The 15172-nt window shown below is 68.7% G+C and carries 16 protein-coding genes and 2 tRNA genes; 4 read left to right on the plus strand and 14 right to left on the minus strand.

Annotated features, from left to right (window positions below; genetic code table 11):
• Window positions 1-157: 157 nt before the first annotated feature.
• Both ACO05L_RS10190 and ACO05L_RS10195 read right to left on the minus strand, forming a co-directional pair.
• Complete coding sequence (locus ACO05L_RS10190; RefSeq protein ID WP_421729063.1) at window positions 158-1699, minus strand: TolC family outer membrane protein; 1542 nt, start codon at window positions 1697-1699, stop codon at window positions 158-160.
• A 147-nt stretch (window positions 1700-1846) separates the two neighbouring features.
• Window positions 1847-2476: a protein-L-isoaspartate O-methyltransferase family protein gene (locus ACO05L_RS10195; RefSeq protein WP_421729064.1), complete on the minus strand. Its 630-nt coding sequence runs from the start codon at window positions 2474-2476 to the stop codon at window positions 1847-1849.
• A gap of 128 nt (window positions 2477-2604) precedes the next feature.
• Here ACO05L_RS10195 and ACO05L_RS10200 point away from each other — a divergent pair.
• Window positions 2605-2678: transfer RNA gene (locus ACO05L_RS10200), tRNA-Cys, on the plus strand.
• 160 nt (window positions 2679-2838) lie between these two features.
• Entirely contained in the window at window positions 2839-3537 is a 699-nt protein-coding gene (locus ACO05L_RS10205) for a pirin family protein (protein WP_421729065.1), read from the plus strand.
• Between the two features lie 322 nt (window positions 3538-3859).
• Here the strand turns inward: ACO05L_RS10205 and ACO05L_RS10210 are convergent, their stop codons facing one another.
• A complete protein-coding gene (locus ACO05L_RS10210) occupies window positions 3860-4660 on the minus strand; it encodes a TrmH family RNA methyltransferase (protein WP_421729066.1) in 801 nt (266 codons plus the stop codon).
• 65 nt (window positions 4661-4725) lie between these two features.
• On the opposite strand from ACO05L_RS10210, the gene ACO05L_RS10215 reads away from it, so the two are divergent.
• A tRNA-Asn gene (locus tag ACO05L_RS10215) sits at window positions 4726-4800 on the plus strand.
• A 241-nt stretch (window positions 4801-5041) separates the two neighbouring features.
• On the opposite strand, the gene ACO05L_RS10220 is transcribed toward ACO05L_RS10215, so the two are convergent.
• Entirely contained in the window at window positions 5042-5281 is a 240-nt protein-coding gene (locus ACO05L_RS10220) for a hypothetical protein (RefSeq protein WP_421729067.1), read from the minus strand.
• An 80-nt stretch (window positions 5282-5361) separates the two neighbouring features.
• On the opposite strand from ACO05L_RS10220, the gene ACO05L_RS10225 reads away from it, so the two are divergent.
• Window positions 5362-5754 carry a hypothetical protein gene (locus ACO05L_RS10225; protein WP_421729068.1) on the plus strand — a complete coding sequence of 131 codons (393 nt, stop codon included), beginning with the start codon at window positions 5362-5364 and terminating at the stop codon, window positions 5752-5754.
• Here ACO05L_RS10225 and ACO05L_RS10230 read toward each other — a convergent pair.
• The 10 genes from ACO05L_RS10230 to trbE all read right to left on the minus strand — a co-directional run bounded on the left by ACO05L_RS10230 (window position 5751) and on the right by trbE (window position 15170).
• Window positions 5751-6230, minus strand: coding sequence for a helix-turn-helix transcriptional regulator (locus ACO05L_RS10230; protein ID WP_421731674.1), 480 nt, complete (start codon window positions 6228-6230; stop codon window positions 5751-5753). The genes ACO05L_RS10225 and ACO05L_RS10230 overlap by 4 nt on opposite strands.
• A gap of 123 nt (window positions 6231-6353) precedes the next feature.
• On the minus strand, window positions 6354-6635 hold the full coding sequence (locus tag ACO05L_RS10235; RefSeq protein ID WP_421729069.1) for a hypothetical protein: 282 nt from the start codon (window positions 6633-6635) through the stop codon (window positions 6354-6356).
• Window positions 6632-7237 carry a lytic transglycosylase domain-containing protein gene (locus ACO05L_RS10240; RefSeq protein WP_421729070.1) on the minus strand — a complete coding sequence of 202 codons (606 nt, stop codon included), beginning with the start codon at window positions 7235-7237 and terminating at the stop codon, window positions 6632-6634. The genes ACO05L_RS10235 and ACO05L_RS10240 overlap by 4 nt, the downstream gene beginning before the upstream one ends.
• Entirely contained in the window at window positions 7231-7743 is a 513-nt protein-coding gene (locus tag ACO05L_RS10245; protein ID WP_421729071.1) for a S26 family signal peptidase, read from the minus strand. Before ACO05L_RS10245 ends, ACO05L_RS10240 begins: the two co-directional genes overlap by 7 nt.
• Window positions 7740-8903 (minus strand): TrbI/VirB10 family protein, encoded by a 1164-nt coding sequence (locus tag ACO05L_RS10250; protein ID WP_421729072.1) that lies wholly within the window; start codon window positions 8901-8903, stop codon window positions 7740-7742. The genes ACO05L_RS10245 and ACO05L_RS10250 overlap by 4 nt, the downstream gene beginning before the upstream one ends.
• Entirely contained in the window at window positions 8900-9946 is a 1047-nt protein-coding gene (locus ACO05L_RS10255) for a TrbG/VirB9 family P-type conjugative transfer protein (protein ID WP_421729073.1), read from the minus strand. The genes ACO05L_RS10250 and ACO05L_RS10255 overlap by 4 nt, the downstream gene beginning before the upstream one ends.
• Entirely contained in the window at window positions 9925-10608 is a 684-nt protein-coding gene (trbF, locus tag ACO05L_RS10260) for a conjugal transfer protein TrbF (protein ID WP_421729074.1), read from the minus strand. The genes ACO05L_RS10255 and trbF overlap by 22 nt, the downstream gene beginning before the upstream one ends.
• A 1-nt stretch (window position 10609) precedes the next feature.
• Window positions 10610-12031, minus strand: a complete 1422-nt coding sequence (gene trbL, locus ACO05L_RS10265) for a P-type conjugative transfer protein TrbL (protein WP_421729075.1) — start codon at window positions 12029-12031, stop codon at window positions 10610-10612.
• A gap of 12 nt (window positions 12032-12043) precedes the next feature.
• Window positions 12044-12796: a conjugal transfer protein TrbJ gene (locus ACO05L_RS10270; protein WP_421729076.1), complete on the minus strand. Its 753-nt coding sequence runs from the start codon at window positions 12794-12796 to the stop codon at window positions 12044-12046.
• Window positions 12747-15170, minus strand: coding sequence for a conjugal transfer protein TrbE (gene trbE, locus ACO05L_RS10275; protein ID WP_421729077.1), 2424 nt, complete (start codon window positions 15168-15170; stop codon window positions 12747-12749). The genes ACO05L_RS10270 and trbE overlap by 50 nt, the downstream gene beginning before the upstream one ends.
• Between the last annotated feature and the right edge of the window lie 2 nt (window positions 15171-15172).

Genomic DNA, 15172 nt, shown 5'->3' on the forward strand with positions numbered 1-15172 from the left:
CGCCGGAAGGAGCGCACGAAAGGGACGTGCGAAAACGATTGCGGGAGTCATGACAATGTCACCGCCCCCGACCACCTTTTCGTCGCATCAACGCCCGCCGGAATCAACGGGCGTTTTCGCCTGTCTGGTTAATCCTGAACCGGCAGTCCTGCGCCGGTCAGTCCTGGACCGGAGCCGTCTGGACGATCTCGGACTTCAGCTGGGTGTCGATAGGCGCATCCTCGGCGTCGCTGGCGGGCATGACCGGCGGAGCGGCGATCCGGTCGATGGCCTCGATCACGCCGTCCCAAGGCAGGGCGCCGCGATTGCGCACAGCGCGGTAGTTCTCTGCGGCGTCATAAACCTCAATGGCCGGATCCAGGTTCTGGCCCTCCAGGCGACCCATGGCGCTGAGCAGCAGGGCCTGGGCGACGTATTCGTTGCGCACCGCGCTGACCAGGGTGACCTGGGCCGAGCGCAGTTCCAGTTCCTGGTTCAGCACATCCAGCGTAGTGCGCAGGCCGACCTGAGCCTCCTGGCGCACGCCCTCGGCGGCGACGGTGGCTGCGCGCACGGCTTCCTGACCGGCGGTCAGGGCGGCGCGGGTCGAGATCACCTGGGCATAGGCGGACGACACGTCCTGCAACACGCCGCGACGCTCGCCCTCGACCTGGATCTGGGCGGCGTTGGCCTGTTCCAGGGCCTGGGCGACCTGCGAGCGGTTCAGCCCGCCGGTGAACAGCGGGATCGACACCGAGGCGCCGGCCTGGAAGCTGGTGCGCTGGGTCAGGTCGAACCGATCCAGATCGTCGCTGCCGCCATAGGAGGCGGTCAGACGGGCGGACGGCAGATAGGCCGAACGCGCCTGGGCCACACGGCTCTCGGCCGCCTGCAGCGCGTACTGGGCGGCCAGAACGCCGGGATTTTCCTTCAGGCCAGCGTCGAGCGCGATGTCGAAGTCGGTGGGCACGCCCGGCAGCATGGGCGGGGTTTCCAGATTGGTCGGGGCCTGGCCGATAACGGCGGCATAGGCGGCGCGCGACACCGACAGCTGGGCCTGGGCGTTGGCCAGGTCGGCCTGCGACTGGGCCAGGCGCGATTCGGACTGGGCCACGTCTGTGCGGGTGATCTCGCCGACCTCGAAGCGGGCGTTGGATTCGTCCAGCTGGCGGCGCAGGACGGTCAGGTTGTCCTGGCGGATGGTCAGGATCTCCATGTCGCGCTGCACATCGACATAGGCCTGGATGACGGAGGCCAGCACCTGCTGCTCGACCGCGCGCAGGTTCTCACGACCGGCCAGGACATTGGCCTCGGCCGCGCCGATGCCGTGGCCGATGCGGCCGCCGGAATAGATGGTCTGGGAGAGGCCGACGCTGGCCGAACCGCTGTCGGTCTCGGTCACGCCGCCGGTCGTCGTGCCGGGGATGTCGATGATGCCATCGCCGTCGACGTCGATGCCTGCGGTCGTAGAACCCTTCGAATCGGTGCGGGAGTAGCTGGCGCCGATGCTGGCGTCGATGGTCGGGCGCAGGCCCGCCCGCGCCTGGGGTACGCTTTCGTCCAGCGCGCGCTGGTTGGCCCGCTGGGCCAGCAGGGTCGGGTTGGTGCGATAGGCCAGGGCGATGGCCTCCTGCAGCGTCTCCGCAAAGGCGGGCGCGGCAAGGCCGCTCGTGACGGCGATCAGGGCGACCGAAGCCAGGGCGGACGATCGTTTCATCATGCTCAGTTCCCGATGGCGTCCCAGCGGGCTCGCCTGTCTCTTGTGATCAGTATCTCGAATGACGCCCTAGTGCGCGCTTGCACACCGGATACGCCAGTTAAGTTTTTTTCACGCGAGCGCCACCCAAGTCCGTCGCTCGACCGTGTCTCAGAGTGCGAAAACCGGCGCGGGCGACATTTCCGCCAGCACAGACGGCGTGCTGTCGAACAGTTCGCGCCGTGAAACGCCTTCGGCTCCGCGAACATAAAGCACAGCCTTTCCGCCGGGTCCGGTGCGTTCAACCACGGCCAGGCGACCGCCGACCTTCAGGGCCGCGATCCAGGCGTCGGGGCGAACGGAGACGCCGCCCTCGCTGACGATGATGTCGTATCCGTCGCCTGACGGCTGACCGAGCGGGGCCACGACCGTCTGCACGCCGGCTTCCGACAGGGCGTCGCCCACCACCGAGAAGACGGCTTCGTCGGCTTCCTGGGCCGTGACAGCCAGGTCCATGCAGGCCAGGACGGCGGCGGCATAGGGGCCTGCAATGGCCAGGGCGGTCTCGCCGGCGCGGGGGTTCAGGGCGTCGATCATCTTGGCGATGTCGCGCGCCATCATCAGGCGGCGACTACCTGCGATCTCGACCTCGACCTCGGCATAGGCCGAGAAGGCGCGGCCCGGCGCACAGAACCGCTCACGCGGCACGGACAGCAATGCGGCCTGCAAACCCCGGTCCGTGACGTCGTTCACGCGCACCTGAGAATCGACCATGACCTTGCGGGCGGCGACAAAATCCATGGCGAAGGGTCCTTTGGCAGCGGATTCTTAGGAATCTGGCGCGCTTATAGGTTGGTACGTTGCAGCGGACAATCCGATCTGATAGCTGACGCCCCTCGCGATCAAGGGGCCTTTCAAAAGTCCCTTACGGCCTGATGGCGGAGTGGTTACGCAGAGGACTGCAAATCCTTGCACCCCGGTTCGATTCCGGGTCAGGCCTCCACCTCCCTTTCCAATGAAGAGACTTCCCTTCGGGGACCGCCCCCCGGTCCAGCAGCGCGCCACATCACGATCTGTAACTTTGACTATTGCAGTTCGTCGGTTCATCCCTATCTGGGTTTCAAGCAGAGGCTGCCGGATGGCTGGCGGCCGGAGATACGACGATGATCGAGCGCAGACCGTTCGACAGCCTGGGCGGAGCCGACCACGGCTGGCTGAATGCAAAACACCATTTTTCGTTCGCCAACTATTATGACCCCGCGCGCATGAGTTGGGGCAATCTGCGCGTCTGGAACGACGACGAGATCGCCGCCGGCGCTGGCTTTCCGCCCCACCCCCATGCCGACATGGAGATCATCACCTATGTCCGCGAGGGCGCGATCAGCCACGAGGACAGCCTGGGCAACAAGGGCCGGACCGAGGCCGGCGACGTTCAGGTGATGAGCGCAGGTTCAGGCATCCGTCATGCCGAATACAATGCCGAATCAACCACCACGACCCTGTTCCAGATCTGGATCATGCCCACCGAGCGGGGCGGCGCGCCGTCCTGGGGCGCCAAGCCCTTCCCCAAGGGCGAACGGGCCGGTCAGTTCGTGGTTCTGGCGTCCGGGTTCGACACCGACGCTGACGCCCTCCGCATCCGCACCGACGCTCGCGTCGTGGCGGCCACGCTAAGGGCGGGCGAAAGCGCCGACTATGACCTAGGCGCCGCGCGCCGCGGCTATCTGGTCGCGGCCAAGGGTCGGATTGAGGTGAATGGCGTCGTCGCCGAGGCTCGCGACGGCCTGGCCATCGCCGATGTCGACCGGCTGACGGTCAAGGCTCTGGACGACGCGGAACTGGTCTTGGTCGACGCGGCCTGATGAAGAAAGCAGGAGGCGTGGTGCGAGCCGCGCCTCCCGCACTCTGCTCGCACCCTCAGACGGGTGCGGTGATCCAGCCTATCGCGCCCGCCGTGCTGACGCAGGCTAAGACGATGCCCACGGCCATGGCGACCCGGGCGTTGCGGCTGACGTAGTACAAGACGCTGTGCATGACGGTGCTTCCCCCCGCTGAACCGCCATGGCGTCACAAGCTGAGCCATTCATCAAGGTGCATAAAGCGTTAACGCGCTCATATTCCTAGGATTGTCGCCGTTCAGGCGCATTGCCTCGCCGCGACTCGCCAAACGAGCGAACCGCCGCCCTACCCCGCCGTCAGTTGATGCAGAGCCACCGCGCTGGTCGCGGCGACATTCAGGGAATCGAATCCGCCCGACATCCGTATTCCCACTGCCCGGCAGCGACGAATAATGTCATCCGGCAGCCCCGGCCCCTCGGATCCCAGCAACAGGGCTCGTCGCCCGCCCGGCCTTAGGGCCGACAAGGGCTCACTGGCCGATGGCGTCAGGGCGATGACCTCGAACTCTTGCGCCTCCAGCGCATCGACCAAGGCGTGTAGCGGCAGGGGCGCCGCGATCGGGGTTCTCAGCACCGCCCCGACCGAGACCCGGATCGACTTGCGATAAAAGGGATCGCCGCTCAGGTCGTCCAGCAGCACTCCGCCCGCACCAAACGCCGCCGCGTTGCGGAAAATTCCGCCGATATTGTCGTGATTGCCGATTCCCGAGGCCGCCACCACCACCGCATCCTCACCGAGCCCGGCCAGCATATCCGCGGCCGCCATAGGCGACGGCTTCTCGCCCAAGGCCAGTATGCCCCGATGCAGTGGAAACCCCGCCACGGCGTCCAGCACAGCCTGGCTGGCGGAATAGACAGGCGTGCCCACAGGCGCCGCCGCGATCACGTCGCGCAACCCTTCCACCCGCTTGGCCGCCAGCAGGATCGAGCGCGGACGGCATCGCGAGGACGGCGACACCAGGGTTCGCAGCACCACCTCCCCCTCGGCGACGAACAGCCCCTCCCTGCCTGTCAGGTCCCGCTCCCGGATGTCTTGATAGGCGGCGATGCGCGGATCTTTGGGGTCGTCGATGGAGATGATGGTCATCAGAGAGATTATCCGTTGCAATCGTCGCGAACCCGCTGCTATAGGCCCGCCTCCCGAGTATCTGTTCCGCGGTAGCTCAGTGGTAGAGCAGCCGACTGTTAATCGGCTGGTCGTAGGTTCGAATCCTACCCGCGGAGCCAACTCGGGCTTTATACGATTGTTTTTACAGCGGTTTTGCTGAAGAACATCGACAACCCCCAAAATCACCCCCAAAGCCGACCGGGCTGGGGCGTGTTCTCCACAACTTTTCACACCGCCGCACCTCGTTTCGACGTCACCAACGACATCGTCGGTCGTCTTCGGCATTCGGCACGAATCACGTCTCTGGCGAGGGAGTCCCGTTTCGCGTGGACGGGTTCACCTCAACATCTCCATCGCCGCTCACGCCACCCGGCCCACTTGCCGCTTGCGAGGGCCGGGCGCGGCGCGCCCTAGAGGCCCCGGACGCTCAGGGTAGACGTAATCGAGCAAGCCGTCGGGAGAGACCAGCCGGGCCTGGGTCGCGTCAGGCCGGGCTTCGAGATGCCGGCGACAGCCGTCGCGCACGCCTTCAATCGGGCCGTCGAAGACGAACTGGTCAATCGCCTCGCCAGCCGCGTTGGTCAGAACGATTCCCCACATGGTAAGATGCTCATCCGCGTCCGCCGTCCCGTCAATATGCGCGGCCCGCCTTGGCCCGCGCCTCCAAGAGACATCCGCTTATGACCGACGAGACCCGTGGCGCGCCTGACCTTGAATGGCTGGCCCTGTCGATCGTCGAGACCTGCATGCGCAACACCGGCCTGGAAGATTTGCACGCAGGAACCTTCCCCGATTCCGTGGTCGGCGATTATAGCGACGTGACGGTCGTCTCGCCTCATGGGGAAATTCCATGGAACGCGTTGAGCCGGATATCGAACGTCGAGATGAAGACCTTGATGATCGAGGTGGTCGATCGCGTGTTTACCTATTTGACCTATCCGGAGGCGGCGGCGCGCCCGCTGGGCGGAGCCGCCAGGTGGGAGAAACCCAAGCTGGACGCCAACCTCATGAAGGCCGTGCGACGGCGACTGGCGCAAGCCCCGGCGGCTTCTGACGACCGCACCCCGTCCTAGAACCCGAAGTCGATCTGATCCGGCGATACGATCCGCTTCCGCGAAGACCGGGACCGTTGGGCGTTCGCGACGGGCGCCCCCAGCGGCAAGTCGGCTTGAACGAAAGTGCATTCCTGAGACACGCGCTTGGGCGCCGCGATCGTCGGCGACGGCGGCTCCGAGTGCGGGTCATGGACCGGCTCAAGGGCCGTCCGCGGCGACCGGGCGGTCTGGATCAGGCGGGGCGCCCGGGGCGGCGCAAGGGGCTTTGGACGATCGCCGGCCTTTCGGCTGGCCTTCCAGGCATTGAGTTCGCTCTCCCACCAACCCACCCGTTTGGGGGAAATCGTCACGGGTTCCGGAAAATCGCCCGCCTTTTGCATGCGCCACGCAGTCGTCCGACTGATGCCCGCGATCGGTTGGACCCGGTCCCAGGTCAGCAGACGATCGTCAGGCCCTCCGGATTCTACGGGCCCGCACCGGGGATCGCTTGTCATGACGGCCCTCCGGATGGCCGCCAGGCCCGAACCGCGAACATCCGCCACAACACCGTCGCGTCCTTCGCCCCCTCGGCGCAGTCGCTGCCTTTCCAGGCGACAGTCGCAGATGCGCCCATGGGATCAACCACGGCGCCGGCCTTGGGCGGCGGGGGGCGCCCCGGCCCTGATATCGGTGATCTGGCTGTTGGCCCACTGCCGCAGCAACCCTCGCGGGTAGAAGGGCTTGGCGCGGATGTGGCGACACGGCGGGCCGGCCGAACCGGTCGACCACAGACGCGCAAGGGTCGCCGGTTTCAGGCGGACGCCCAGCAGAGCGAGAAAGGCGGAGGCCTCGGCGCGGGTCAGTAGATCGTCGTCGTCGACGCAGGTCCGGTTCCCGGCAGGATCTGGGCCGCCGATCATGGCGTCGGCTCGCTCGGCTGACACTGTCTCGAGTTCAAGACGCCCCGCGCTGCAGCGAGGGCGAGGTAGCAATCAATAACGGTGACGACATACGCCCGTGTCTCTGCGATGTCCGGGACCCGGCCCAGGCGCGCCACCCTGGCCGGCCCCGCGTTATAGGCCGCCAGAGCCAGCCTGAGGTCGCCGAAGCGTACAATCTGGCGGGCCAGATAGTCGGCCCCTCCTCTCAAGTTTTCAATGGGATCGAAGCGATCCCTGACACCAAGGTCGAAGGCCGTCCCCGGCATCAGCTGGGTCAGGCCGCCTGCCCCTGCCGGAGAGACGGCGTCTGCCCGATAGGCGCTTTCCGTCACGACGAGGGCGTGGAGGAGCTTCGGATCCAGTCCGTGCGCCAGGGCCGCGGCGTCGATGGCCTCCTGGAACGGCTGGCTAAGCGCACGGAGCCTCGCCGGCTCCGCCTCAACAGGAGACATGTCGGAGGCCGCCTCGACCGCCCCCCCCCCGAACAGATCGCCGCCCGCCCGTCGCCAGTCCACGGCCTGGGCGGACGCGGAGGACGCCACAGTCCCAAGGACTGATGCCAAGACGATGAACCTCACCATGTCAGTCCCGTCCGGTAGACGCCCTGGACCTGATCGCGCCGAACGGCCCCGAAATAGCGGCTGTCGAAGCTCGAGGCCGTGTCCCCGAGAAGGAAGAGTTCGCCGGGCGCGAGCCGTCGGCACCCTTCCCAGGCCGGCAAGACGACGCCCCGCCGATCCCGCATCACGGCCTGCACCACGCGATCCGGCGTCGTAATCGTGCCATCCCGTCGGCAGACCACCTCGCCGCCGACGGCCGCGACCCTTTTGATCAGCAGCACGTCCGTCGGCATGCCCAGGCTGGCGAGATACTGACGGACCGACGGTGGCTGGAGGACGGCCACGATGGCGGACCTGTCCGGCCTTCCACCGGGTTGGCGGACGTAGAGGCCCTTGGGCAGGCTCGGGCTCTCATTGACCAGGGCTATGGCCGGGACCTGTTCCACGATCAGGCCGACGCAGGTCATGACGAAGACGGCGGCGCCGAGCACCGCCCAGCGGTTTCCATTCTCGAGGGGCGAGGTCATGGCCGGTACGGCTCCAGGATGAGGTCCTTGGTGATCATGACCCGGACCGGCGCTCCGGCTCGCAGACGGATCGACGGCCTCACGCCGAGCTCGCGATCGACCAGCCGTCCGCCGACCTGCGAGCCTTCGATCGCCGCCGCGTCGCCCGCATCGCCGAGCAGGCCGCCCGAGCCGCGCTCTCCATCCCGCGCGACTTGGCCCAGGGTGGTGATGGCGCCGGCGAACAGGGTCCCGACCAACAGGGGAAACAGCCGTCGGTCGACCTGGCCGCGCACGCCCACGGCGCCCAGGGCGTCGACCCCGGCTTCCGAGGTCAGGAGGAGACTCTTGCCGTTGGGAAGGATCAGCCTCTCCCAGGTCAGGAAGGCGCGCCGGTCGCCGTAGGCGCTCTCGCCCTCGGACGTTCCGATCAGCCGCGTGCCCTGGGGCAGCAACAGATGCCGTCCGCTGATCGAGTCATAGACGTTCTGGGTCACGCTCGCCACGACCGGGCCGGCCCGCGAGGTGTCGACGGCGGTCAGCAAGGCCGCCGGTACGATGGCACCCGCCTTCAGCTCGAAAGGCGACAGGGGCGCGACCAGGCTGTGGCCGCTGTAGATCGCCCCTAGATCCGGATCCGCCCGCGCCGTACGCTCCTGGGTCGGCGTGGACCACGTCGCACTGGCGCTCTGGCCCGGCGCCGCCTGTGCGAAGAACAGGCCCGACTGAACCGCCAGCTGGCGCGGACTGGGTCCCGCAGGCCGTACTGGCGACGCCGCTCGGTACGACGGCGCATACGCGACCTCTCTCCGGACCGCGCCGGCTGGTGCATCCGTCGTCGCCGTCGCCGGTTCCGACCCAACTCCGCGCGGCTCCGGAAGCCGGTCATAGGTGGCGGGCTGATCGGTGACGGCCTCGGTCGGCCGCACCGAGCCGCGCGCGCTGTCCTCACGATCCTCCGCCTTTCGGATACGCGCCGCGTCGCGCATCTCGGGCTGGACCACGAAGGCCCAGGCCAGCGAGCCCGAGACCAGAACGGCGCCGCCGATCACGAGCATCTGGACGACCGACTTGCGCAGCCGGACGGCTTGAGGTCGGGCCGCCCGGGCGTCGAGCCCCGGCGCCGGCTGCTTTGGCGGAGGCGCCGTCGGGACGGGCTCCGGGCTGTCGAACTCTGTCATGAGCGGCCTCCTGAGACACGGCGGATACGAACGATCTGGGGGTGGCGGTCGCCGAGCCTGAGCTCGGCCCGGTCAAAGACGCGGTCGACGACCAAGAGGCCTCCGACCTGGCGGTAGTTGACCATCTGGGCCTCGCCGTCGGCCGCGAGCACGAACAGCACCGGCGCCTCGTCGACATCGACGTCAGGGTCGAGGGTGATGAAGGTGCGCACCCCGTCGTTGAAGACGGCCGTGGGGGTCCAGCGCGCGCGTCGGCCCTGGGGCTCGATCCGGTAGCGGCCGTCGAGCGGCCCGTCCGGCATCACCACGGGGTCCGGGACGCGGACGTCTGCCAGGGCCACGGGCGAGGACACGGCCATCGTCCCTGCCGAGGGGGCTTGGGCGTCCCAGGCCACGGCGGCGTTGAACGCGTCCGTGCCCCCGCTCTTCAGATCAATGAGATAGATGCGACGGTTCGTCGTCAGGATGAGGTTTGTCTCCAGCCCGCGCGCCAGCGGCTTGAGCATCACGTGGGTCCGCGCCTCGGAACCGGCCCCGGAGCTGGCCTCGCCGATCTGCCAGCGAACTGTATCTCCGGCGGCCTTGGACAGGATGGTCTCGCCGGGCGACAGCGTCAGGGTCGTGACCCGCAAGGGCGCGGTCCAGACCTCGAACACCCGGCCCGGCGACCAAGCGAACACCTGGACGCCGCCGACGAAATCGTCGGACCGGGAGGCCGCCCGGGCCGCGACATTGGCCGCCGCGATCGCCTCGCGACCGCTGGCCGCGCCGGGCCGCAGGGGTTCGGACGCCGGCGACGGGGCAGCCGCCTCATAAGGTTGGGGTCCCGCAACATCGACGGGCGCTGCGATGGCCGGCTCGGCCGCCACACCCTCGATGACCTCGTCGACCACAGGGTCAGTCGATAGAAGGTCCGGAGTGACCGGAACGACGGCTGTTTCGAAGGCAACGGCTGCGGACGATGGCGGCGGCCCCCGAAAGAGCGCGCACCCGGACAGCAGCAGGCCGCTGGCGATCAGGATCAGGAAGCGTCGGGGGTCCATGAGATGTCCTCGATTTTCAGGCCCAGGGGGTTCTTCATCAGCTCGGCCTCGGTGCGAGGGGGCTGGGTCGTCGTCGTGATCAGGGCGCGCCATCGCTCGGTTCCGGCCGACTGCCCGTTCACGAAGCGCGTCTCTCGCCACTGAAGATCAAAAGTCCGCTCTGTCCGTTTGACAACATTTAGGATTTCGACATTGACGGCCTCGCGCCCGACCTCGGCGAAGGGGTCGTGGGTCTGGGCCCAGGCGTTGAGGAAGCTCGCGGCCTTGGGCGTCATCAGGTCATAGGCCCGCAGCCAGTTCTGCCGGATCACGATCGGGTCGATCGACTTGGAGCGAACGTCCCGGACCCAGCCGGCCAGGGCATGGCCGATCTGGGCCTCGTTGGGCTCATAGCGGCCGCCGATGGCGGTGATCCTCTGGGTCTCGCCCCAGTCGGACACCTCGACCACGAACGGCTTGACCACGGCCCGGTCAGCCTGGACCCACCAGCCCGCGCCGAGGAAGCCGGCCAGGACGAGATTGGCCAGAGCGATCCGGCGCCAGTTGCGGGCGTGGGCGAGGGACAGGCCCATGCGGTCATCCCAGACCTGACCCGCCCGCTGGTAGGGGGTGGAGTCCGGCGCCGAGGCCATGGCGCGTCTGGGTCGGAAGAAGGGATGCATCTCAACTCTCCTCGGTCTTCAGATTGGGGGACAGGACGCCGCTTGTTTCGCCGCCGGGCATCAGGCCGCGACCGGCGTTGGCGACAAAGAAGGCCTGCAGGGCGACCGACCGGCCCGACGGCGAGGCCTTGCCCGCGCGACCGTCCGAGCCGGCAGCGGCAGCCCGGTGAAAGTCACGGCGCGCGCCTTCCGCTTCCGCAGCGATCTTGCCGGCCGGCCGCCCGCCGCTCGACGCTACGCCGGGCGCCGACGCTGACCCTGCCGGTCCCACATCGGCGGCGGAAGTCTCTCCCGACGCCGAGAGGTCTTCAGGCCGCCAGACCAAGGTGGGCTCGCGGAGCCCCGATGCGGTGGGCCGGGCTGACACGCCGCCGGATGAAGGCCGCGGCCCCGCACGCGAGGGATTGTCGTTTGAGGGTCTGGGCGGCGGCGAGCCGCCGGGAGACGTCGCGCCGCCGCCTGGCGTGGGGGATCGCCCCGATCCGGCCCCGGCTGCGGCCTTCGCCGGCCCGGCCATGCGTGCGCCGCCGCCCGCTGCAGCGCCCGCGCCCGCCACGCCGGCGCCGGCGAGAAGTCCCGCGCCGCCGACGGCGAGCGCGCCGGTCAGGGCCGCGCCTGCGCCCAGCGCCGGACCGCCCGTCACCAGGGCCGAAGCGAGGTTGGGAATGAACATGGCCAACATGGCCAGAAGGATCGAGGCGACGAGGATGCTCAGGGCCTCGTAGATGTCCGGGTTGGCCGAGGGCTGGAGCTGGTCGAAGACCGTGCGCGCGCCCGAAATGACGATGGCCAGGGCCAGGACCTTTAGGCCCGAAGAGACGACATAGCCCAGGGGGCGCTCGGCCAGGAAGGCGGACTTGTTCCAGATGCCGAAGGGCAGGAGGACGAAGCCGCCCAGGGTGACGATCTTGAACTCCAGCAGGGCCACGATGATCTGCAACGCGAGCACGGCGAAGGCCAGCATGATGCCGATCATGGCCAGGCCCAGAACCAGGGCGTCGGCCATGTTGCGGACCACGTCGAGGGGGTTGTCGACGGGCGCCGGCGTCTCACCCAGAGCCTTCACGATCTCCCAACCCTGGGCGAGGATCGCGCCCGGATTGAGGAAGTCGGCGCGGCTGAGCGAGCCGCCGCCCGCGGTCAGCCCCAGTTCGATGAAGCCGGCGTAGATCGTCTCCGACAACTGCTGCCAGTCGTTGATGAGCCAGGCGAAGGCCCCGATCAGCAGGACCTTTCCGAACCCTGCGGCCAGGATCTCGCGATTGGGCGACATCGCCCACTGGATGCCGGTCAGGGCGACGACCAGGACGATGAGCAGGCCGAACACGCCGTTGACCGACCCCTGCAGGGCGTCGAACCCGGCCGAGACGGTGTTGGAGAACACCACCATGAGCTCATTGGGGGTTTCGGATCCGACCGACATCGCCCAGCCCCCTCAGTCGCCCGCGTGGGACAGGGGATCGAACACCGGAGCCGCGGGCGTCGCGACGGGTCCGCCCCAGCGTTGACGCCGCGCCGCGTCGCCTGCGGCCTGGCTGGCCGCGTCCCGCGCCGTGGCCTCGGCCATCAGGCGCGACTGGGCCAGCATGATGGTGCGCAGCGCCGCCATATCCTCGGCCAGCACAGCCAGCAGCTGATTGGTCGACTGGGTGGCCGCCGTCTGGCCTTCGGCGGCCTCGCTGGCCGACAGGGCGCCCGACAGTCGGGCCGCCCGCCCCTGCCCCAGCCGTTCGAGTTCGGCCGCTGTACGCGCCACATCTTCGGCCGTGTGCCGCGCAACAGCGGTCCTTGCCTGGCCCTGCTCGAGCAGGCGCAACCTGTCCGACCCGGACAGATCATCCAGGTACAGCGACTGAAACTGCTGCTCCAGGCCATTGACGGAACTCGCTATTCCCCGCGCGGTCCGCGCCAGATCGGCCATCTCGCGCAAGGCCTGACTGGACTGGGTCAGATGGCTGTAGGGCGAGCCCGCCAGGCTCCGCGCCTCATTGGCTAGGCTCTCCAGCTGACGCGCCGCCTGCAGCGCGTTCTCGATGTGGTTGCGCGGGTCGAACACGACCTGCTGGGCCGGCGCCGCAACCGGCGCGGCCGCCAGGAGGCTGACGGTGACCAGCCCCGTGGCCAGGCGTTGAAGCCGCCTATTCGGCCGCGAGGCTCGGGGCGAAGGCGTCGAAGACGGAATCCACATTCTGCACTCCCTTGGCTTTGAGAAATTCGCGCGCGAAGTCCGCGTCGCCGGTTCGTTCCAGGATGGCGTCGATGAGGGTCTGGTCCTCGGGCGCGGATGATCCGCACAGGGCCAGGGCCACGCCGGTCAGGCGCAGGTCGAAGAGCCGCCGTCCCCGGGGCTGGCGCCAATAGTAGGCGCGCTTGGGCGTGGCGAAGGCGATCAGCTCCAGTTGACGCCGGTTCAGTCCGAAGCCGCGATAGAGTTCTGCCGAGGCGGGTTCCAGCGCCCGGGGGTTGGGCAGGAAGACCTGGGTCGGGCAGCTTTCGATCAGACTGGCCGAGATCGAGGAGGCCGCCACGTCGTCGAGACTCTGGGTGGCGAAGACCACGCAGACCCGTTTCTTCCTCAGGGTCTTGAGCCACTCCCGGATCCTGGCTGCGAAGGCCGTTTCGCCCAGGAAGAGCCAGGCCTCGTCGAGCACCAGCAGGGTGGGCCGGCCGTCAAAGCTCTGCTCAAGATGATGGAACAGGGCCGACAGCACCGGCGCCACCGCCGACGGCGTCCCCATCAGGGTCTCCAGTTCGAAGGTGTCGAACCGGGTCGGCTCCAGGGTCTCGCCCGCCCCGTCGAGTAGAGCGCCGTGCGGGCCCTTCAGGGTCAGAGGCTCCAACGCCGCCGCCACGGCCTTGTCCTGCACCAGGGCGCAGAAGACGGTCAGGGTCCTCTGGCCGACCGGCGCCTCCGCCAGGGCTGACAGGGCGCCCCAGATCTCCTCCCGCACCCTTGGGACCGGATCGAGCCCGGCCAGGCGAACGGTCTCGGCGATCCATTCCGACGCCCAGGCGCGCTCTTCCTCCCGGTCAATCGCCGCCAGCGGCTGGAGCGAGAACCGGGCGCCGGGCTCCAGAGCCCGCCAGCATCCGCCCGCAGCGAGGGTGGCGGCGCGCGCCGACCGGCCCTTGTCGAAGAAGACGACCCTTGCGCCCCGATAGCGGAACCACTGCAGGGCCAGAAAGGACAGCAGCGCGCTTTTGCCCGATCCGGTCGGGCCCACTACCATGGCGTGGCCGACGTCGCCGACGTGCAGGACCAGCCGGAACGGGCTCGATCCGGTCGTGCGCGCGGTGGCCAGCGGCGGAGCTTGGAGACTGGCGTCCTCCGCCGGCCCGGCCCAGACCGCCGAGACCGGCAACAGATCCGCGAGGTTGAGCGTCGACACCAGGGGCCTGCGCACATCGGCATAGGGCTCGCCCGGCAAGGACCCCAGCCAGGCCTCGACCGCATTGAGGTCCTCGATCCGCGCCACCAGTCCCTGGGCGTTGAGCGCGGCCTCGACCGCGCGGGCCTTGGCCGACGCCCCCGCCTCGGAGGCGTCCAGCACGGAGACTGTCAGGGTCAGATAGCCGAAGGCGCAGGCCTCGGCGCCCAGGGCCGCCAGCGCCCCATCGCACTCCTCGGTCTTGGAGGCCGCATCGGTGTCGAGGAGTGGAACCTCCTCCTTGGTGATGGCCTCGCGCAGCAGGACGCCGACGCCCTTGCGCTTTGCGAACCAGCGCTTGCGCAGCTTGACGATCTCCCGCTCGGCCTCGGCCTTGTCCAGGCCGATCCAGCGCGCGGTCCAGCGGTATTCGAACGGCAGGGAGCCCAGGGCGTCTAGAAGGCCGGGCCGGGTCACGGACGGCAGTCCGCGGACGGCGACGACCTTGAGCCAACGGTCGCCGAGCCGGGGCGAGACCCCGCCGGTGAGGCCGGCGTCGGCCAGCCAGGCGTCGAGGAACATCGGCGTCTCTGGCGGCCGGATCGGAAACGGCGTCGGGGAGACGCTGTCGTGCAGCCAAGTCAGGAGGTCGGCGTCGTCGAGGCGGTCGATCTCCGGCAGGCCGTCCGACAGCAGATCCAGAATGGTGTCGGCCTCACGCGAAAAGGTCGCCAGCGACTGGCGCCAGTCATGGCCGCCGCGGGCCAGGCCGTCGAACAGCCAGCGCTCCATCCGGCGGGCTTCGTCGGCCGGGGCCAGCCAGGTCAGGGCGAGGCGGAAATCGGTCTCGAAGGCCGGATCGGCGGTCTCGAAGCGGCTCCGGCGCTCCGCGTCCAGAAGCCAGGCGACGTCGAGGTCGAAGTCGCTCTCGGGATAGGCCGAGGCGGGCCGGCGGCGCGCCTCCATATGCAGGCACCATCCGGTGCCAAGCCGCTTCAGCGCATTGTTCAGCCGGGCCCGCACGGCCATCAGCTCGTCCTCGGTCGAGGATTCCAGGTCCGGCCCGCGGAAGCGGAAGGCCGCCGTGAAGGAGCCGTCCTTGTTGAGGACCACGCCCGGCGCGACCAGGGCGGCCCAGGGCAGATGATCGGCCAGGGCGGCGGGCCGGCGGCGATGCTCGTCGAGGAACCGCATCG

This window comes from Brevundimonas sp. (assembly GCF_965227765.1).
Taxonomy (GTDB): domain Bacteria; phylum Pseudomonadota; class Alphaproteobacteria; order Caulobacterales; family Caulobacteraceae; genus Brevundimonas.